This is a genomic window from Micromonospora sp. NPDC047548 (genome assembly GCF_040642975.1).
Classification (GTDB): domain Bacteria; phylum Actinomycetota; class Actinomycetes; order Mycobacteriales; family Micromonosporaceae; genus Micromonospora.
Genome location: NZ_JBEYTI010000065.1, coordinates 1 through 19,898 on the forward strand (window position 1 = coordinate 1; position 19,898 = coordinate 19,898).

The 19,898-nt window shown below is 70.7% G+C and carries 14 protein-coding genes and 1 pseudogene; 4 read left to right on the top strand and 11 right to left on the bottom strand.

Translation table 11 applies throughout. The annotated features are described in order from the left end of the window. The first annotated feature begins 116 nt into the window (after positions 1-116). Positions 117-701 (top strand): hypothetical protein, encoded by a 585-nt coding sequence (locus ABZ807_RS30935; protein WP_357165880.1) that lies wholly within the window; start codon positions 117-119, stop codon positions 699-701. 328 nt (positions 702-1,029) lie between these two features. Here the strand turns inward: ABZ807_RS30935 and ABZ807_RS30940 are convergent, their stop codons facing one another. The 3 genes and pseudogenes from ABZ807_RS30940 to ABZ807_RS30950 form a co-directional block, all read right to left on the bottom strand. Further along, the gene (locus tag ABZ807_RS30940; RefSeq protein WP_357165883.1) at positions 1,030-5,118 is read right to left on the bottom strand and encodes a carboxypeptidase regulatory-like domain-containing protein; all 4,089 of its coding nucleotides are present in this window, start codon (positions 5,116-5,118) and stop codon (positions 1,030-1,032) included. Positions 5,119-5,767: 649 nt separating this feature from the next. Beyond that, positions 5,768-8,662 (bottom strand): AAA family ATPase, encoded by a 2,895-nt coding sequence (locus tag ABZ807_RS30945; protein ID WP_357165886.1) that lies wholly within the window; start codon positions 8,660-8,662, stop codon positions 5,768-5,770. A gap of 367 nt (positions 8,663-9,029) precedes the next feature. Next, positions 9,030-9,344 (bottom strand): annotated as a pseudogene (locus ABZ807_RS30950) (family 20 glycosylhydrolase); the annotation flags it as partial. 101 nt (positions 9,345-9,445) lie between these two features. Between ABZ807_RS30950 and ABZ807_RS30955 the strand changes: the two are divergent. Further along, positions 9,446-9,847: a hypothetical protein gene (locus tag ABZ807_RS30955; RefSeq protein WP_357165889.1), complete on the top strand. Its 402-nt coding sequence runs from the start codon at positions 9,446-9,448 to the stop codon at positions 9,845-9,847. Here the strand turns inward: ABZ807_RS30955 and ABZ807_RS30960 are convergent. From ABZ807_RS30960 to ABZ807_RS30995, 8 genes are all read right to left on the bottom strand, one after another. After that, a complete protein-coding gene (locus tag ABZ807_RS30960) occupies positions 9,834-10,355 on the bottom strand; it encodes a GNAT family N-acetyltransferase (protein WP_357165892.1) in 522 nt (173 codons plus the stop codon). The two genes, ABZ807_RS30955 and ABZ807_RS30960, sit on opposite strands and share 14 nt — an antisense overlap. Beyond that, on the bottom strand, positions 10,352-11,344 hold the full coding sequence (locus ABZ807_RS30965) for an oligopeptide/dipeptide ABC transporter ATP-binding protein (RefSeq protein ID WP_357165895.1): 993 nt from the start codon (positions 11,342-11,344) through the stop codon (positions 10,352-10,354). Before ABZ807_RS30965 ends, ABZ807_RS30960 begins: the two co-directional genes overlap by 4 nt. Beyond that, on the bottom strand, positions 11,344-12,315 hold the full coding sequence (locus ABZ807_RS30970; RefSeq protein WP_357165898.1) for an ABC transporter ATP-binding protein: 972 nt from the start codon (positions 12,313-12,315) through the stop codon (positions 11,344-11,346). The genes ABZ807_RS30965 and ABZ807_RS30970 overlap by 1 nt, the downstream gene beginning before the upstream one ends. Beyond that, positions 12,315-13,475 (bottom strand): anhydro-N-acetylmuramic acid kinase, encoded by a 1,161-nt coding sequence (locus tag ABZ807_RS30975; protein ID WP_357165900.1) that lies wholly within the window; start codon positions 13,473-13,475, stop codon positions 12,315-12,317. Before ABZ807_RS30975 ends, ABZ807_RS30970 begins: the two co-directional genes overlap by 1 nt. Before the next feature lie 11 nt (positions 13,476-13,486). Then, positions 13,487-14,392 (bottom strand): N-acetylmuramic acid 6-phosphate etherase, encoded by a 906-nt coding sequence (gene murQ, locus ABZ807_RS30980; RefSeq protein WP_357165903.1) that lies wholly within the window; start codon positions 14,390-14,392, stop codon positions 13,487-13,489. Continuing rightward, a complete protein-coding gene (locus ABZ807_RS30985) occupies positions 14,389-15,279 on the bottom strand; it encodes an ABC transporter permease (RefSeq protein WP_357165906.1) in 891 nt (296 codons plus the stop codon). The genes murQ and ABZ807_RS30985 overlap by 4 nt, the downstream gene beginning before the upstream one ends. Before the next feature lie 37 nt (positions 15,280-15,316). Beyond that, on the bottom strand, positions 15,317-16,285 hold the full coding sequence (locus ABZ807_RS30990; protein WP_357165909.1) for an ABC transporter permease: 969 nt from the start codon (positions 16,283-16,285) through the stop codon (positions 15,317-15,319). A gap of 62 nt (positions 16,286-16,347) precedes the next feature. Next, a complete protein-coding gene (locus tag ABZ807_RS30995; protein ID WP_357165912.1) occupies positions 16,348-17,892 on the bottom strand; it encodes an ABC transporter substrate-binding protein in 1,545 nt (514 codons plus the stop codon). Between the two features lie 183 nt (positions 17,893-18,075). On the opposite strand from ABZ807_RS30995, the gene ABZ807_RS31000 reads away from it, so the two are divergent. Both ABZ807_RS31000 and ABZ807_RS31005 read left to right on the top strand, forming a co-directional pair. After that, positions 18,076-19,164, top strand: a complete 1,089-nt coding sequence (locus ABZ807_RS31000; RefSeq protein WP_357165915.1) for a serine hydrolase domain-containing protein — start codon at positions 18,076-18,078, stop codon at positions 19,162-19,164. A gap of 155 nt (positions 19,165-19,319) precedes the next feature. Further along, a complete protein-coding gene (locus ABZ807_RS31005) occupies positions 19,320-19,841 on the top strand; it encodes a hypothetical protein (RefSeq protein WP_357165918.1) in 522 nt (173 codons plus the stop codon). Positions 19,842-19,898: the final 57 nt, after the last annotated feature.

Sequence of the window (19,898 nt, forward strand, 5' to 3'; positions counted from 1 at the left end):
AGCCCACGCCGAATCAGCGACATCGTCGCGGCCGCACTGCACCTGACCCATTTCGAGTACAAATACCTGCTGCAAAGTAGCTGAGATTACTTCAGCGCACCGTCAAGGACGAGTTGATGTTTTTCGACTGCCCTCCGTACCTCAACGGGGCTAACGAAGCGCAGGTCAACGAGGTCGAGGTCCAACTTCTCCAGAAAGGCGTCCGATGCCGGTCAATGTACGATCGCCGAGCCCTGGAGTTCGGCGACGGAATGCGGATAAGGGCGATAGAGAAGCTGGTCGCGGCCGGGGAGGAGGCGCGGTCCCTGCCCGAGCTTCCTATGAAACTCGCGATCGCCGACCGCAAGCTCGCCCTCGTCCCGCTCGCCGCAACCACGTCCCCGGTAGAAATGGCGGTCCTCGTCCACCCATGCGCTCTGCTCGACGCCCTCATCATGCTTTTCGAGACCCTGTGGGCCCGGGCGGTGCCGATCCGGCCGGGGCTCGCGACATCCGGCCCCCGCGCCCGCGACGCGCTCGTCCCCGACCAGGAGCGGCTGCTGACACTGCTCGGGGCCGGCATGTCCGACACGGCGGTGGCCCGCGAACTGGGCGTTAGCCTTCGCACCGTCACCCGGCGCATCCAGACGTTGAGCAGCACCGCGGGCGCCGCCACCCGCTTCCAGCTCGGCTGGCAGGCCGGCAAGCGCGGCTGGCTGTGACCCGGCGACGGCCTTACAGCGGGAGTCGCCTGGCCAGGCCGCCCTGGAGGGGCTGAAAATGGTGGGCAGGGCGGCCCGGTGACGTCGTGGGACTGTGGTGCTTCGAGCCCGTTGTACCACGGGATGTCGCCGACCAGGCAGCCCGTCAGGTCGGCGAGCCGATCACCGCCCTCACTGTGACCATCCCCCCAAGGCTGGGGGCCACGCCGTCGCGGACATCTCACCGACACAGCGGCCCGAGCCGGCCTTCCCGCCCGCGATGGTCACCGCACCGGCCATGGTGCTCCGTGCGGGCCGGGCCGAAGCCCGGCCCGCACGGAGCCTCGGATCAGGTGCAGGTGTGGTCGGGCTTGAGAGAGAAGTCGGCCGCGACCGCCTCGCGCGGTTCAATCTCGACCGATGCGGTCTGTGGCGCCCAGCCGTCCTTGGACACGGTCACCTTGAGCGGGTTGTTTCTGACGTCGAGCCAGAGCACGTACTGACCGTTCTTGTCGGTCTTCAGGGTGTAGTTCGTGTTCTTCGAGGTGATCCGCACGGTCGCTCCGATCAGTGGCGCCGACGTGCCGGTGCAGCCGACCCCGGTGACCGTCCCGGTGATCTTGCCCCAGGTCCTGGGCGGGTTCACCACGAGCGTCACCGGCACCGGCGCGATCCGGTACGGCGTCTTCGCGCCGATCGACAGCTGAGCGGTGAACGTCCCCGGCTGCGTGATCTCGGCGATGTTCGCGTTGAAGCTGACGTTGACGTTGGCGCTCTCGCCCGGCTGAAGCGTCACCTCGGTCTTGCTCGCCGACAGCCAGGGGGCATCGGCTGCGGTGCACTGGTCATAGCCGGGCAGCAACTCAACAGTATTGAACGCGTAGAAGCTTCCGGTAGTACCGCCGATCTTGTAGAAGCCGCAGGCAGAGCCGCCGCGGTAGAGAGTCCGGTTGGAGTTGGGCAGCACGGTCCAGGTATCGGAACCCGGGTCGTAGCTGAAGCCCCGGTTGGTGAGCACGCTGCTGTTGCCGTACACGCCGCCCGACACGAGGAACTTGCCGGCTGACACCGAATAGCCCATCGCCCACAGGTCGATCGGCAGGTCGGCGACGGGAGTCCAACTGCCGGAGGCCGGGTCGTAGCCGTAGGCGTGCTTGGTGCTGCCACTGCCCGAAAAACCGCCCGCGCAGTACAGCTTGGTCCCGATGCCGCCGCAGCCGAGCCAGGCGGTCGGCTCCGGATACGCCGTGCCCGAACTCCAGGAGTCCGAGGCCGGGTCGTACACCTGCACGTCCGTCTTGCCACAGCTGTCAGACGCGCAGCCGCCGACGATGTAGATCTTGCCGTGGAGTACGGTCACGGCGGCGCCGGCGGACGGCTTCGGGTTGTCGGCGCCGGTGGACCAGACGCCGGTCATGGTGTCGTAGATCTCGGTCTTGGCCACCGGGGCATCGTTCCAGCCCCAGCCGCCGAAGACGTAAAGCTTGCCACCGTAGGCGGCTGCCTGCGGCGCCTCCCGGGCGACGCTCAGGTTCGGCAGGGCGTTCCACGCCTGGACGCCCGGGTCGTAGACGTAGGCCGTGCTGAGCATGTGCTTGCCGTCGACTCCGGCGACCGAATAGACCTTGCCGTCGATGGTCGCCACGCCGTTGTCCATGATCGGTACGGGGTAGTCGGCCACTGTGGTCCACGGCGCCTCGTACGGCGTCGCTGCGGGCTTGGCAGCCGTCTGTGTGGTCTTGCCGGGCCGGAATCGCAGGGGGCTGTAGTTTCCCTTCACTTCCTGCAGCGGAGCACCCGGCTGCGCCGCAGCGGGCTGTTGGCCGCCCGGCCACTCACCGATCGTGGCAGTCACCGGGGCGGTTCCGGTGTTCTTCACGGTCATGGTGGAGCTGGCCTGGCCCTGCCAGTCGACGGTCTTGCTGAGCTGGGCCGGGCTGACCTCGATGCGGGGTGCGGCGAGGGCGAACGTGCCGTCGGTTGCCTGGTCCGGGGCGACGTCGACGGTGAGGTCCTGTGCGCTGTAGTAGTTCGCCGCCGTGGCGGTGAACCTGTGCTGCCCGGTGGCGAAGGAGAACATCCAGTAGAAGCCGTCGCCCAGGTTCGGGTCGTTCGGCGTCGCCGCCGAGGTCGTCTTCTCCGCGGGCTTGTCGGTGGACGTCACCGTGGCGCCGCTGATCCCGGTCCCGGTGTTCTTGTCGGTCACCTGGCCGACGACCAGGCCGCCCGGCGCCGGGTCGCACGTGCGGTCGCCGAGGAAGACATCGTCGACCTGCCACCAGTAGCCCCACTTGGCGGTGAAGTGGAACCGTACCTGGACATTGGCCTGGCCGGCGGCCGGGGACAGGTCCACCACCTCGGTCCGCGGCCCCCGGGCGCTGTCCTTGGTGTGGTGCCAGACGTTGGTCCACGTCTGGCCGCCGTCGACGCTGAGATCGACGTCCGCGCTCTGCCCGATCGGGTAGGCGGAGTAGTCGGTACGGAAGATCAGGGATGGTTGGGTCCGCTGGCTGAAGTCCATGACCGGGCTGATCAGCGAGGTGTCCTGGGTCTTTCCGTACCCGTAGTATTGACTGTCGACGATGGCGAAGCCGCCGGACCCGCCGGTCTTGTTGCCTTTCCTGCCGGGATCGGTGAACGCCCAGGTCTGGCCGTTGCCGATCTTGTCATCCACGGTCCAGCCCGACGGCGTGGTGAAGCCGGAGAACGACTCGGTGATGCCGGCGTAGTGGTAGCCGTACCCGGCCGCGCTGCAGGTCATCTCGTCGACCGAGGCGTTGACGTCATGCGTCACATCCGCCGAACCCACCCGCACGTCCTGCGAGTCCCGCTGGTAGCCGGCATACACCGGGTCGACCTGCAGAGTGTAGGTGTCCCCGGCGGGCACGCTCAGGCTGTATCGCCCGGTCTTCGGGTCGGTGTAGGCGACCGCCGTCGGCTCGTCCTTGACCCGCACCGTCGCATACAGCGGCCAGCCGTGACCGGAACCGTCATGCACCACACCGGTGACGTTGACCAGCGACCTCGCGCTCAGGGTGAAGCTCTCGGTCACCGTCTGACCGTCGCCGACGGTGACACCCGCAACGGTCTTGCCGGCGTACCCGAACTTGCTCGCGCTGACGTCATACGTTCCCGGTGGCACGGTCAGGGTGTAGCGCCCCTGCCCGTCCGTCATCGCCGTGACGCCACCCACGGTGATCCTGGCCGCCGCCAGCGGAGCGGTACCGTCGGTCACCGTACCCGCGACAGTGCCCTGCGGCCCGGAACGGAACGCCGCGAGCCCGTTCGGGGTGCCGAGCCCGGTCGGCCCGTCATAACCCGACCCCGCATTGCACAGGTACCAGGCAGGCCAGCAGCTGCCGTTGCTTCCGGAGGTCACATCGTTCAGCGCGGACGGCTGGGCGTAAGGGTAGGAGTTCGGCGCCGAACCCGTCGCAGGCGTCCCGGCCAGCGCGTAGACCGCAGCGATGATCGGGGCGGACGCGCTGGTGCCGCCAAAGACCTGCCAGCCACCGTGGTAGACCGCGACACCGGTGTTCGGGTCCGCGACCGCGGACACATCCGCAACCGAGCGGCGCGCGCAGCCGGTGTCCTTCTGGAACGACGGCTTGGGCACGTACCCGGAGCAGCCACTGCCCGCACCCCGCCATGCGCCTTCGGTCCAGCCGCGGCCGTTGGAGGTGTCCCTGACCAGCGAGGTGCCGCCGACCGCGGTCACGTACTGCGACGTGGACGGGTAGGAGAGGCCGTAACCGAAGTCGCCGGTGCTGGCCGTGATCGCGACACCGGGGTGGTTGAAGTAGGCGTCGTCGGCCTGGGTCACCTCGGTGCCTTCACGACCGCCGTAGCTGTTGGAGACGTACTTGGCGCCCTGGGCGACCGCCTGGTTCACGGCCGTGCCGAGGCTGTCCAGGTAGGCGTCGTCGGCCTCGACCAGCAGGATCTTGCAGGTCGGGCAGACCGCGCTGACCATGTCGACGTCGAGTGCGGCCTCGGCGGCCCACCCGGCGTCCGGTGACGGATAGTTCGTGCCGCCGCGCTGGTCGATTTTCCTGAAGCAGCCGTTGGCCGTGGTGCACGGCGGCAACCCGTACTGCTGGCGGTAGACGGCCAGGTCCGCCTCGGCGCTCGGGCTGTCGTACGCGACCACGACCGCCACCGTCTCAGTAGAGCCAGCAGTGGGCAGGTTGTACGCGCTCCGCAGGTCAACCGGACCGAACCCGATGGGAGCGGCAGTGCGCTGCACACCCTTCGCAGCGACAACATCGGTGCGGACCATCGACAGGCAGGACATCTCCCGGGCCCTCGACGGCTTGGCGCACACCTGATTGGTGGGGTGCTGACCAGGCGAGGTCGGGCCGGCGGCCTTCGTGGCCGGGACAGGATCCTTGGCGGAGGCGGAGGCGGAGGCGGTAGCGGCGAAGGCCGCAGTCGGCACAGCGATCACCGTGACTGTGGCGACAGCCAACGCCACCATCAGCGCCCAGACGCGTCTGGCCGTCGTGGTCGACGCGACCGGACGCAACCTGCGGCGCGATGGTCGCGCGGACGGGGGATGAGACATGTACAGCTCTCCTATGGGGTGAGTGCGAGCCGAATCGTAAATTCTTAGATCAGGCAGATCTCGGTACTAGTCGAGCTGGATTCGCTCACCGGTGACCGGGGTGACCTGGTGGGAGTCGACGAGTTCGGGGGCCTGCCGGGCCGGGGCCGGTTCGGAGGGGCTCGCGGTCACGGGGGCCGGCGAATGAGCCAGTCAGGACGCCGACGGCACCGCCGTTAGGCGCCGGGGTCAGTGCGGTTCGGGAGATGCGGGAGTGGTTCGCGTGGGGCGGCTACCTTCTCGAGGAGGGGGCGATCGGAACTCAAACGGCTTCGTAGCCGTCGTCGTCCGGGGGGGCGCTGCCCACGCCGGCCGTGGGCTGCTGCGGCGCCGTGGGCGGCGCAGTCGGACGGGACTGCTCAGGCTGCTGGTCCGGCTCGTTCGACGGCGGGACTGGCGGTGTTTCCATGACGGTCGATTGTTGTCCCCGCCCCGGTTACCGGACGACTGGGCAGATGACCCAATTTTGCCGCCGCGCACCCGCCTAGCGGTCGTCGCCAGCCGGGTCGTCGGTAACGACGCTGGCTTCCACGACCCGCACGGCCAGCGCCGTCCGGGACGACACATCGAGCTTGCGCATGGCTGCTTCCACGTGCCGCGCGACCGTCTTCGGTGACAGGAAAAGAGCGGCGGCGATTTCCCGGTTGGTTCGGCCCTCGACGAGCAGCCGGACCACGTCGAGCTCCCGGGGAGACAGCTGATCGCCGTAGCTGCGCCGCCCACCCCGCCACGACGGACGCTTCACCTCCACGCCGTGTGCACGCAGGGTGTGCATGACGCGCACGGCGTCACCACGAGCACCGCGGACGGACAGCCCTTGGAAGGCCTCCTCAAGGACGGGGAGCGCGGCGTCCAACCGGTCCGCACGCAGCAGGCAGCCGGCCTGCCGCTCACGGCTGAGCAGGGCGTCGTAAGGCCGTGGAAGCCTCTGCCACGCCTCGGCCGCATGAGCGAACAAGTCGGCGGCGCTGAGGGGATCGCCTCGGTGTTGGGCCAGAACCGCCCGGCAGATCGCCAGGGCGGCATGCGGGCCGGGTGCGCGGCGATCACATACTCCCGCCGCGAAAGCGTCGGCCAGGTCGCCGGCCTCGCCGACCCGGCCGGCCATCAGCAGTGCCTCGACCCGGACCGGGGCGATCTCGGTGGCCCAGATCCAGGTACCCTTGCCCTCGATGAACCGGATCGGCTCGTCGGTTACCTGCAGCACGTCGTCGATCCGCCCGGCGCCCAGCCGGAGCCTGGCCAGGGCACCGGCTGGCTCGACGGAGTATTCCGCCCCGCCCTGCCGATCCGCCTGCTCCAGGACGGTCCGCAGGCACGCGTCCGCTCTGTCATGGTCCCCGCGGGCGGCATGCAGTAAGCCGGTGACCATGGCCGGCGCCAGGCGGCTCACCGGTTGCAGAAGCTCCTCGTCACCAGCAAGCGATCCGGCCCGCTCGGCCAGCCCGTCCCAGGCTCCGGTGAGCCAGTCCAGCTGGGTCAACGTCACCTGCCCCACCCCACGGAGCTTCCGGTACTGATACTTCTCGGCCAGGCCGATGGCCAGCGTGAGTGCCCGCCTCGCCTCCGCGTAGCGACCCCAGATCAGCGCCATGTGCCCGACATTGAGATGGCCGGCCGTGACGCGCACCCTCTCCGCTGTGGTGGTCGCGTCGTCGCCGATCAACGCCGCCTCCGCCCACCCCTCCTCCTCACCAAGCAGCAGGAGTCCGCTCGCCCGTCCGGCCCGGATGCTCAACCGGTCCGCCGGCGCCATCGAAGCCGGCACCTGCGCCACACGCCGCAGCCACCTGAGGTGTTCGGCCGCCGGCGTCGTCGTCCCGTAGGGCAGGCCGAGGAACATCATTGCGCGGGCTGCCTTCGCCGGGTCGTGCCCGAGGTCGGGCAGCGCTCGTTCCATCTCGATCCGGGCCGGCTCGAACGCCTCCATCTGCAGCAGCAGCCGCGCGACCAGGAAGCGGGCCTCCGCCGCCTCGCTCGGCGTCGGCTCACCGGTGTCCAGCACGAGGCGGAGGGCGTCCATCAGTTCGCGGTAGCGTTCGCGCCCGGTGAGTAGGCCGAACGGAACCTTGCCGGTGAGCCGGACCACGTCGGCGGGCAGCAGGTCGGCCTTGGTGAGCAGATCGTGCAGCAGGACGACGGCCGTCGCATCGTCGCCCGAGGCGATGGCGAGGTCGGCGGACTGTTCCGCGTACCGGCACCACGCCGTGATGTCGCCGGCCTCTCGGAAATGGCGCGCCAGCTGGGCGACCGGCGGCGGGGTGACGCCTTCGAGGACGCATGCGGCGCGTAGGTGCATCGCCCGCCGCTCCCGCATCGGGATCGCCTCGTACACCGCGCGGCACGTCAGCATGTGCCGAAACGAGACCAGCCCACCCGGGTCCTCCCTCAACAGCCCGGAACCCACCGCCTCCGCCAGGCCGGCCAGCCTGCTCGCTGGGTCTCCGGCCGGCGCCATCACCTCGACGACGGTGTCCTCGGCGGCGGGGTCGGTGAGGACGGCGGCCGCGCGCAGTGCCGCCTGCGCCGCCGGGCCGAGTCGTGCGCTCCGTTCCAGTACGGCGTCGCGGACCGTCGGCGGCACATCGATCTCGCCTAGCCGATGCCGCACCCAGGAATTACCCCGCCGGACCAGGTCAGCGCGGTTCCACATCAGCCGCACGGACTCCTCGATGGCCAGCGGAAGCCCATCGGTCCGGTCATGCAGGAAGGCCGCGAATTCATCAGAGACGCGCTCCCCGCCGAGCATCGAGGACACCATCTTGGCAGTCGCGGCGACGTCCAGGGGCTCCAGGAACAGCCGCAGCCGCGCCGTCCCCGCCGGTTGCCGGGACGACAACCGCAGCAGCAGAGAGTCCGGCGCGATCTCGTCCGGACGGTAGCTCACGAGCAAGCTGACCCGTTGCCGCGGGCGCGATGCCAGGAACAGCAGAAACTCCAGAGTGGCCTCGTCTGCCCAATGCACGTCCTCGATCGCGAGCAAACCGATGTCGATCAGTTCGAGGATCTCCTCGAGGGCCCGGAACAACCGGTGTCGTGCCGCTGCTGCGTCTTCGGCCGGCTCGGGCGCCGGCGGCAGCGCCGACGCCCACTCGGGGAACAGCGCCCGGAGCGCCCCCGCCAACCCGCTCAGGCCGAGCCCGCCGACATCCTCAGTCGCCGTTCGGATCGCGTCCACCACCGGGCCAAGCGTGAAGGGCTGCCGGAACGCCGGACAGGTCGCCAGCAGCACCTCTCGACGGGCCGGGGTACGTGTCGCGAGCAACTCCTGAATCAACCGGCTCTTACCGATCCCGCCTTCGCCCTCGACCAGCACAATCACCGGCGGATCCGACAGCGCCGCGCTCAGGGCGGCAAACTCGCGCTCGCGTCCGATCAAGCCGGGCGACGCGATCGCCGACAGGTCACCTGTGTCAAAACCGCTGGTAGACATTCGCGCTATCGCTGAACAGAGGCGACGGCGTCCCCGAGCTTTCGAGCGGGGTCGAGTGGCCGGGGGAACACCATCAGCAGAGGTTACAAGGCGGGATCGCGCGTTTGGGGCGCCCTACGATCCCTGTTGCCGAATTCGTGACACGCCGTCGGGATCGTTCCACGGCCGTTCCAAGATCATGACGTGAGTCCGAGAATGGTGAAGGGCCTGCTCATATGACGGCTGACCCATCGGGTGGCTTCAGTGATGTCGGGGCGGCCGGCCAGGCGCAGGGCGCTGATGGCGAGGTTGCGCAGCGAGGGCTGGTCACATGCGCCTCGTCGCCGCCGATGTGCAGATACGGCCCGGGGGTCATCTTCGCGATCTCGGCGAGCACGTGCGTGACGAACTCGTACGTCACCGCGCTGTTGGCATCCAGCGACGAGTAGCCGACGGCGGGGGTGCCGTTATGCGGCACGGTCGGCTGCCCGGGCTGCGGTTTCGGGAAGGCCCCGGGGGTGTTGAGCTGCGGGATCGCGTGCAGCGCGGCGTTGGTGTGGCCGGGCAGGTCGATCTCGGGAATCACGGTCATGCCGCGCTCACCCGCGTAACGGATGATCTCCGCGTAGTCGGCCTTCGTGTAGTAGCCGGTGACGCCGAGCTCGGTGCCCATCAACTGCCCGTTGCTGTTGTACGTCCTACATCGGCCGCAACGAGGTCGTCACCGGCACGCCAGAGGTGGTCAGGAAGATGGTCGCGCTGCTGCGGGAGGCCAACGACGCGCGGGTGGCCGACCTCGACAAGGCCGTCGAGCTCACCGCGGCCTTCATCAAGGCCCCGGCCGACCAGCTGCGCTCCGCGGCCGCCGAGCCATCGAACCCGGGCGCGGTCTTCGTCGACTGCTCGCGATCCGGATCGGCCGGCTCCGGTTCACGGCTCGACCTGTTCAGTGCGCTGGCGCAGGTCAACGCCCTGACCCTCGCCCCGGGGACGAGCGTGCAGCTCAAGCGGGGCAGCACGGGCACCGGCACGCTGGCACCACGCGGCTCCGGCACATCGCAGCAGCCGATCACCATCGCGTCGTACGGCGAACCCGCGGCACCCAAGGCGCGGATCTCCGACGACCTGCCGATCCGGCTCAGCCTGACGTGACCTCGGCCAGGCTCCGGCGCAGCCGCACCTCCGGCTCGCCGTACGCCTCCTCGACCCGGGTGCCGCCGTCGGGCGTCCAGCCCTGCGCCGCGTAAAAGGCCCGAGCGGCATCGTTTGCCGCGAACACCCACAATGTCGCCGTGGCATGCCCGGCCGCGCGCAGCTTCCCGGCCGCGTCGTGCAGCAGCGTCCGACCCAACCCGAGGCCCTGCGCCTCCGAGTGCACGTACAGGCTGAACACGTGTCCGCGGCGCGGCTCGTCCGGGTCCGCGCCGAACCGCACCACACCACGGACCCCGTGCCCGGCCACGTCGGCGACGAGCACGCCGTCGGGGGCGGCCGCAAGGACCCGCCGCCACAACGCCACCGCGCCCGCCTCGTCGTAGCGGGCCCGCACCGCCGCCGGCAGCAGGTTCGCGTACGACCGGTGCCAGCAGGCCAGGAAGACGGCGCCGACGGTGACGGCGTCGGCCGGCACCGCCGGACGCACCCGCACCGGCGCGGTCACGAGCCGGACGGGGCGAGCTGCGACCGGTCGCTCACCCGCTCGGCCGCCACATGGCAGGCCACCTGGTGGCGGGAGCCCAGTGGGAACGGCAGCAACGCCGGATCGAGCTGCCGGCAGTCGTCCTGGGCAAGGGGGCAGCGCGGGTGGAACGGGCAGCCGGACGGCGGGGCGGCCGGGTTGGGCACCTCACCGGAGACGGTGGCCTCGATCGGCTGGGCGAGGTCCGGGTCGGGGGCCGGCACCGCGGCGCACAGCGCGGCGGTGTAGGGATGCCGGGGGTTGTCCAGCACCGACTTCCAGTCGCCGATCTCGACGACGCGACCGAGGTACATCACCGCGACCCGGTCGCTGAGGTGCCGCACCATGGCCACGTCGTGGCTGATGAACACGTAGCTGAGGTTCAGCTCGCGGCGCAGGTTGACCAGCAGGTTCATGATCTCGGCGCGCACCGAGACGTCGAGCGCCGACACCGGCTCGTCAAGCAGCAGCACCTTCGGCTCCACTGCGAGGGCCCGGGCGATGCCGACGCGCTGCCGCTGGCCGCCGGAGAGCTCGTGCGGGTACCGGTCGGCGAACGCCGCACCCAGCCCGACCATCTCCAGCAGCTCGCCTACCCGCCGCTGGCGCTGCCGGCCGTCGGCGAGCCGGTGCACGGCCAGTACCTCGGCCAGCATCTGGCCGACACGCAGCCGCGGGTTGAGCGAGGAGTACGGGTCCTGGAACAGCAGCTGGATGTGCCGGCGCTGCTGGCGCAGCGCCGGGCCGCGCAACCCGGTCAGGTCCACCCCGTCCAGCTCCACCCGGCCGGAGGTCGGATCCTCGAGCCGTACCAGCAGCTTGGCCAGGGTCGACTTGCCACAGCCGGACTCGCCGACGATACCGAGGGTCTCGCCGTCCCCGACGGTCAGTGAGACGCCGGCGAGGGCGTGCACGACGCCGTCGCCGCCTCGCACCGGATACTGCTTGACCAGGTCGGTCGCGGTGAGCATCAGTTCCTCCACTCGTGCGGGGGGACCCAGCAGGCGACCCGGCCCTGCCCGCGCGGCTGCAGGGGAGGGCGGGTCGCGCACGCGTCGACGGCCTGCGCGCACCGCGGCCGGAACGAGCAGCCCAGCACCGGGTCGGTGGCGGCCGGCGGCCGTCCGGGGATCTGGGCCAGCGGCGGCCGGGAGTCGTCGCCCGGGTCGGGCAGGGCTGCCAGCAGCGCCTTCGTGTACGGGTGCTGCGGAGCGCGGAACAGCTGCCGCACCGGCGCGTCCTCGACCACATGGCCCGCGTACATCACCACCACCCGGTCGACCAGGCGGGCCACCACCCCGAGGTCGTGGGTGACCCAGATGGTGGTCATGCCGAGTTCCCGGCGCAGCTCGTCGATCAGCGCCAGGATCTGCTGCTGGATGGTCACATCCAGGGCGGTGGTGGGCTCGTCGGCGATGAGCAGCCGGGGGCGCATCGCCAGCGCGCAGGCGATCATCACCCGCTGGCGCATCCCGCCGGAGAACTCGTGCGGGTAGGCCCGCGCGGTGCGCTCCGGGTCGGGGATGCCGACGCGGGCCAGCTGGTCGAGCATTCGCCGGCGCGCCTCGGCCTTCGGTACGCCGTGCGCGGTCATCGCCTCGACGACCTGGTCGCCGACCCGCATCAGCGGGTTCAGCGAGGTCATCGGGTCCTGGTAGATCATCGCCACGTCGTTGCCGCGGATCGCACGGAGCTTCCGCTCGGAGAGCGCGGTGAGGTCGCGGGCGCCGAGTCGCACCGTCCCGCCAGAGACGCGCAGCGGCCTGGCGAGCAGGCCCATCACGGCCAGCATGGTCAGCGACTTGCCCGACCCGCTCTCGCCGACGACGGCGACGGTCTCCCCGGCCTCGACGGTCAGGTCGACCCCGTGCACGATCTCCCGGTCGGCGCCGCCGGACCGGGCCGCCACGCGCAGGTCCGCGAGTTCCAGCAGGGCGCTCATCAGACGGCTCCGGTCAGGCGCAGCCCGGTGGGGGCGGTGGCCAGGGGCGCCGGCAGGCGCAGCGGGGCGGCGCCGGGCACGATGGCGCCGAGCACCCGGGCCCCGGTGGCGCCGGTGCACGACGGCACGGTGGCGGGCAGACCGTACGCGGTGTGCCAGCCGATCAACGCGAAGGCGATCGCCTCCTTGGTGTCGGACGGCGCGCCGAACTCGTCGGTGGTGGTCACCCGCACCCCGGTCAACCGCTCCCGCAGCATCCCCATCAGCGTCGGATTGGCGCAGCCCCCGCCGGAGGCGACGAGCGTGTCGATCCGGTGCCGGAGTACCTGGTCGGCCACCGTCTGCGCGGTGAGCGCGGTCAAGGTGGCGGCGACGTCCTCGTCCGAGAGCTCGGGGTGCGTCCGCAGCGCCCCCTCAAGGTATTCGGCGTGGAACAGCTCCTTGCCGGTGGTCTTCGGCGGGTCGAGCCGGTAGTACGGGTCGGCGAGCAGCTCGGTGAGCAGGGCCTCGTCCACCCGGCCGCCAGCGGCGAGCCGGCCGTCCTCGTCGTACCGCAGCCGGCCCCGGCTGGCCCGCACGACGGCGGCGTCGACCAGCGCGTTCGCCGGTCCGGTGTCGTAGGCCACCGGGCCGCCCGCGTCGAGCGGCCGCAGCACGGTCATGTTGGCGATGCCGCCCAGGTTGAGCGCGGCCGGCCGGCCCGGCAGGCCGGACAGCAGCAGGACGTCCATCATCGACACCAACGGCGCGCCCTGGCCGCCGGCGACCACGTCCCGCACCCGTACGTCGGCGACGACCGGGACGCCGGCGCGCTCGGCGATCCAGGCCGGCTGCCCGATCTGCAGGGTGCCAAGCACCTGGCGCTCCTGCACCCAGTGGTAGACGGTCTGGCCGTGCGAGCAGATCAGGTCAACCCCACCGGCCCGCCCGGCCGCGTCGACCGCCACCTCGGCGAACGCCTGACCGATCAGCGTGTCCAGCTCGCACGCCTCGGCGAAGGTCAACGCCGACGGGGGCAGGGCCCGCATCAGCCGGGCGCGCAGCTCCTCCGGGTAGGGCGAACTGCCGGCATACTCGACGGCGCCGTGCAGCACGCCGTCGCGCACGGTGAAGTCGACGGCCGCGACGTCGATGCCGTCGTGGGACGTACCGGAGATCATGCCCAGGACCTTCACGCGATCGCCTCCAATGCTTCCCGCAGCCGCCCGCCGCTGGCGGCCAGCCGCTGGCGGGGATCCGCCACGTCGGCCGGGCGGTCCAGCATGAGGATCGCGGTCTTGACGTCCAGTTCGGCGCGGTCGAGCGCCGCCTCCGCCTCGGAGCGGGGGACCCCGGTGACCCGCCGGATGATGCGCACCGCCCGGTCGCGCAGCTTGGCGTTCGTCACCCGCAGGTCGACCATGAGGTTGTCGTACGTCTTGCCCAGCCGGATCATCGAGATCGTCGAGATCATGTTGAGCACCAGTTTCTGCGCGGTGCCCGCCTTCAGTCGGGTCGAGCCGGCCAGCACCTCGGGGCCGACGAGCACCTCGATCGGGTGATCGGCGGCGGCGCCCAGCGACGTGTCGGCGTTGCACGACAGTCCGACCGTCAGCGCTCCCCGCTCCCTGGCGGCCCGCACCGCCGCCAGGACGTACGGGGTCCGGCCGCTCGCCGAGATCCCGACGACCGCGTCGACGGCGGTGATCGCACAGTCGGCGATCACCGCCGTGCCGGCTGCCTCGTCGTCCTCGACGCCCTCCTGCGCCGCGAACAGCGCCGCGGTGCCGCCCGCGATGACGGCGCGAACCAGGTCCGGTGGGGTGCTGAACGTCGGCGGGCATTCCGACGCGTCGAGCACCCCCAGCCGGCCGGCGGTGCCCGCCCCGACGTAGAGCAGCCGCCCGCCGGCCGCCAGCCGGTCGGCGATCCCTTCGATGGCCGGCACGATCTGCGGCAGCGCGGCCCGCACGGCGGCGGGCACGGTCACATCCGCGTCGTTCATGACCACCGCCAACTGTGCGACCGAGGCGGTGTCGAGGCCGGCGTACCGGTGGTCGACCTGTTCGGTCAGCAGGTCACCGAGACGATCCGTCATGCGTTGCGTCCATTTCTGGGGTCGAGGGCGTCGCGCAGCCCGTCGCCGAGCAGATTGAGCCCGACCACGAAGACGACGATGACAGCGCCCGGCGCGGCCAGGTTCCACCAGGCCGTGCCGGCAAGGATCTTGGCGTCGAAGACCATCGAACCCAGCGACGGCGCGGGCGGCGGGCTGCCCAGCCCGAGGAAGCTCAGTGCGGCCTCGGTGAGCACCGCCCAGGACAGCGACAGGGTCACCTGCACGATCACGATGGCGGCGAGGTTCGGCAGCAGGTGACGCAGCAGGATCCGCCAGGTCGGGATGCCGAGCACCCGGGCGGCCTTGATGAAGTCGGTCTCGCGCAGCGACAGCACCGGCCCGCGGCTGACCCGGACGAAGATCGGCACGTAGACGATGGCGATCGCGATGGCGATGGTCAGCCAGTTGCGGGTGAAGGTGGCCGCGAGGGTCAGCGCGAGCAGCAGCGGCGGGAAGGCGAAGAGCACGTTCGTCACGGCCAGCACCGGGCCGCGTACCTTGCCGCCGTAGAAACCGGCGCAGACGCCCGCCGTGGTGCCGACGAGGGCGGAGAGGAAGACCGCGACGACGGCGACCCGCAGCGAGTTGGCCACGCCGGCCAGGCAGCGGGAGAACACGTCGCGGCCGAACTGGTCGGTGCCGAACCAGTAGTCGGCCGACGGCTGCTGCAGGCGGGCCTGCGGGTGCTGGGCGATGGGGTCGTACGGGGTCAGCCCGAGCAGGGCGGCGCCCGCGGCGGCGACGACGAGCGCCACCAGCACCGCGCCGCCCAGGCCGGCGGGGCTGCGCAGCAGCCGCCGCCAGGCAGCGGTACGGGCCGGCGGTGCGGCGACCGGCACCTGCTGCCCGGCGACCGCGGCCGTCATGCCAGCACTCCGCCGGTGCCGTTCTCACTGCGCCGGCTCACGCGGCACGCACCCGGGGGTCGATGACGCGGTAGAGCAGGTCGGTGAGGAGGTTGACCACGACGAACGTGGTGGCGATCACCAGCACGGTGCTCTGGACCACGGCGTACTCCTTCTGTTGGATTCCGGCGAGGACCTGCCGCCCGATGCCCGGCACGGAGAAGATCTGCTCGACCACGACGGCGCCGCCCAGCAGATAGCCGAACTGGATGCCGGCCATGGTGACGATCGGGTTCAGCGCGTTGTGCAGGACGTGGCGCACCCGCAGTCGCCACGGCGCGACGCCCTTGCCCCGGGCGGTGCGGACGAAGTCCTGGGTCTGCACCTCCAGCAGCGCCGATCGCGCGGTACGCATGATCGGGGCCGCCAGGCCGAAGCCGAGGACCAGCGCCGGAAAGAGCATCTGCTGCAGGTTCAGCAGCGGGTCCTGGGTGAGGTGGGCGAAACCCTGGGCGTTGGGGTTGTAGTGCGCGTACTTGGAGATCAGGGTGAGCAGCGCGGCGCCGAGCAGGAAGTTGGGCACGGACAGGGCGGCCAGGCCGACCAGCTGGCCGAACCCGTCGCGGATGCCGTTGGGACGCGACGCGGACAGCATGGCCAACGGCACGCCGATCAGCAGGCCGACGATGGTGGCCAGGACCGCCAGTTCCAGCGTGACCGGCAGGGCGCTCGCGGTCATCTCCACGACGGAGGCACCGGCCCGCCGGGAGAAGCCGAGGTTGCCGGTGAGCACGTTGCCCAGCCAGGAGAAGAACTGCAGCACCAGGGGCTGGTCGAGGCCGTAGTAGGCGCGCAGGGACTCCTGCTGCTCCGGGCTGAGCCCGGCGGCCTCGGTGCCGAGAGTGGCGGTGATCTCGTCGCCGGGGATCGCCCGCAGGGTGGTGAAGACCAGCACCGCGACGCCGAAGAGGGTGAGCGCCGTCTCCACGAGCCGGCGGAACAACGGGTGACGTGCGATGGACCGCACCGGCACCTCCTTGGGTGAGGGTCCTGCCGGGCGGTGCGCGCACCGCCCGGCAGGTCGTGCGGTCACTGCAGCGAGATCTCGCGCAGGCTCTGCAGGGAGCCGTTCGCCAGCGGGGTGAAGCCGGAGACGCCCTGGGTGGTCGCGGTGTAGCCGTAGCTGGAGAACAGCCACACCCAGACCGCGTTGTCCTCCAGGTGCCGGGACGCCTGGGCGTAGATCTCCTTGCGCTGGGCGGGGTCGGTGGTCGCCTTGCCCTCGGCGAAGAGCTTGTCGAGCTCCGGCGAGGAGTAGCCAGCGACCTTGTTGAGGTTGCCGGTGCTGGGGAAGTAGCGACCGTACATGCCGTCGGGGTCCGGCCGGCCGCCGTTGAGCGCCACCGCCGCGCTGAAGTCGGCGGCGACCCACTTGTCCACGTACGCGCCGGACTCCAGCGTCTGGAGATCGAGGTTGATGCCGGCTTCCTTGAGCTGGGCCTGCAGGTTCTGCGCCTCGTTGACGGAGGTGGCGTACTCGCCCTGGGAGACGATCACGGGGATGGTCACGCCGTTGGCGAAGCCGGCGCCGGCCAGCAGTTGCTTGGCCTTGGCCACGTCGCGGGTCGGGCAGGGACGCGCGTTCGGGTCGGACTTGTACGCGGGAGAGGTGATCGGGCCGGTCACCTCGCCCGCACCGAGGGCGGCGGTGTCCAGGACCTGCTTCCGGTCGATCGCGCAGGAGATGGCCAGCCGGACGTCCCGCTTGTCCAGCGGCGCCTTGCGGGCGTTGAGCTGCAGCACGTGGTACGACAGGCTCGGCGTCTTGGTCACCGTCAGCCCGCTGCCCTCGGCCGACTTCGCCACCAGCGGGTCGTCGAGCGTGGCGAACTGGACGTTGCCGGACTGCAGGGCCGCGACGACCGAGGTCTGGTCAGGGATGATCCGGAACTCGAGGCCGGTCACCTTCGGCTTGCCACCCCAGTAGTCGGTGTTGGCGGTCAGCTTCACCGACTGGCCGGCGGTGCGGCTGTCGAACGTGAACGCGCCGGTGCCGTTGGGTTTCTGGCCGATCGTCGCCGGGGTGTCGTCCTTGGAGAGCATCACCAGGTTGGTGGTGGCGAGCCCGGCGAGCAGGCCGGCGTCCGGCGCCGCCAGGTGCAGCACGGCGGTCTGCGGATCGGGCGCCTCGACCGATTGGATCGACTTGACGGTGGCCGCGGCCACGGCCGCGGTCTCCGGTTGCTGGATCCGCTCGATCGACGACTTGACGTCGGCGGAGGTGAACGCCTTGCCGTCGTGGAACTTCACGTCCTTGCGCAGCGTCAGGGTCAGGGTCTTGTTGCCGTCCGAGTACTGCCACTTCTCGGCCAGACCGGGCTTGACGTCGAGGTCGGCGTCGAGTTCGGTGAGCGTGCTGTACATCTGCTCGAGCAGGTGCACCGCCTGGAACTGGGTTGCCTTCCACGGTTCGAGCGTGTTGGGGTCGGCGGTGTAGCCGACGACCAGGGTGCCGCCGGTCGACCCGCCCTTGCCGGACGTGCCGCTGGAGCAGCCCGTCGCGACGAGTGCGGCGGCCGCGACGGCCACCAGACACCTGGCCGCTGGTGAGCTCAGCGCGCTGGGGAGCTTCACGTTCCTTCCCTCCGGTATGCCACGGCCGCATCGCCGCGAGCGCTACGGGCGCCGTATTCCCCGCCCTCGGCGGCGGCCGTACGCCCGGCGACCGAGTATCAAGGCGTCATGGAGTGATGTCAACAGTTTCCGAGATGCGGACGCAAGATGAAGAAAGTTGCCAACTACGTTAGGGTCCTCCCCGTGTCCAGACTCAAAACGATGCTGGTCAACGGCTTGGAAGGCGGACAGCGTCCGCTCTACAGCACGGCCATCGCCCTGATCCAGCGGGGCGGCCAGCCCACCGACCTGGTTACCGTCGGTCACCTGGCCCGGTACGCCGACGCCGCTGGCACCCCGGTCGCACCAGAGGCCCGCCAACCCGCCCTGGACTCCACGATCTTCGACCTCGCCTCGGTGACGAAGCTGTTCACCACGACCGTCCTGCTCACCCTGGTGGAGGAGGGTCGACTTGGCCTCGACGAGCCGGTCGCCGGGTGGCTGCCCAGCTTCGGCGCCGGCGAGCGGCGCCGCATCACCCCGCGCCACCTGCTCACCCACACCTCCGGGCTACCGGCGTTGCTGCGGCTGTGGACCGACTGGCCGGACCGCGAATCCCGGGTGCGGGCGGTGTTGCACGCTCCGCTGGTCGACCGACCCGGCATCACCTTCGAATACTCCTGCGTGGGATTCATGGTCGCCGGGCTGCTGGCCGAACGGGTCACCGGCCGGCGGCTGCCCGATATGGTGCAGGAGCGGATCTGCCGGCCCCTGGGCCTGACCGACACCGGCTTCCGGCCCGACCCCGCCCGCGCGGCCCGGGCCGCGGCCACCGAACACCAGCCCGACATCGGTCGTGGCATGCTGCGCGGCAGCGTCCACGACGAGAACTCGTGGTCCCTCGGCGGGACGGCGGGCAACGCTGGCCTGTTCGGCACGGCCACCGATGTCGCCCGGTTCGGCGAGATGCTGCGGCAGGGCGGAGCCGTCGACGGGGTCCGCGTCCTCCGGCCGGACACCGTGGCGGAGATGACCCGCGATCACCTGCCCGCGGCCATCGACCCCGGCTTCCGCCACGGCCTCGGCGTCCGCATCGGTGACCCGCACTGGATGGGCCCGTTGGCGGCGGGCGGGGCCTTCGGCCACACCGGCTTCACCGGCACGTCCCTCCTGGTCGACCCCGGCCGGGATCTGGTGCTGGTCCTGCTCACCAACCGCGTGCACCCCAGCCGCGAGTGGTCCGACATCGCGGCGGTCCGGTGGGCCGTGGCCGAGTATGCCGCGCAGACCTGACCGGCACGCGGCGATCGTGTCGACGACAAGGCCTACCGGGGGATGAACATCCTGCTACTCCTCGTGGAGATCTGACCATACGAGGCGAGCGGCAGCCTGACCCCAACTCCTGTGTCGACGTACTCGGTGAGCCCGGCCTGGCCCGATTCGAAGAAGTGATCGACGAGCGGTGGTCGACGCTACGCCGCATGACGCCGAAAGACGACAAGCGGTGGGACGGCAACCGCTTCCGGCCGACCTATCTGAAGGAGGCGCTGGCCGCCCGGCGTGGGGTGGACGCGCTGGTCGACGTGATCGCCCATGACCTGGCCTCGCCCTACCAGTTCTGGCGGGCCGTCCACGCCTTCGCTGAGGCAGGGCGCTTCGAGGACGCGCTGGATTGGCTGCAGCGTGGGCAGGCATCCTTCCCGGGAAGTCCCGACGGGCGGCTGGCTGAACTGGCCGCCGACCTGCATGCCCGCGCGGGCCGGCCGCAGGCGGCCACCGACATCGCCTGGCAGCAGTTCGCCGACCGGCCCAGCCTTGACGGGTACCAGCGCCTGCATGGGTTCGCCACGGCCGCAGGAGTCTGGGCGGAACGCCGGGAGGAGGCGCTGACGCTCTTGCGCGCCCAACCGACGGCCGCCACGCCACCGGCACGCGGGGGGGGTGTCTCTATGGTCTTTGTCAACCGGTAACGGCGAGGTTTTCGGGGTTTTTGGTGCTGGGTTGCTGGTAGGGCTGCTTGTCACGGA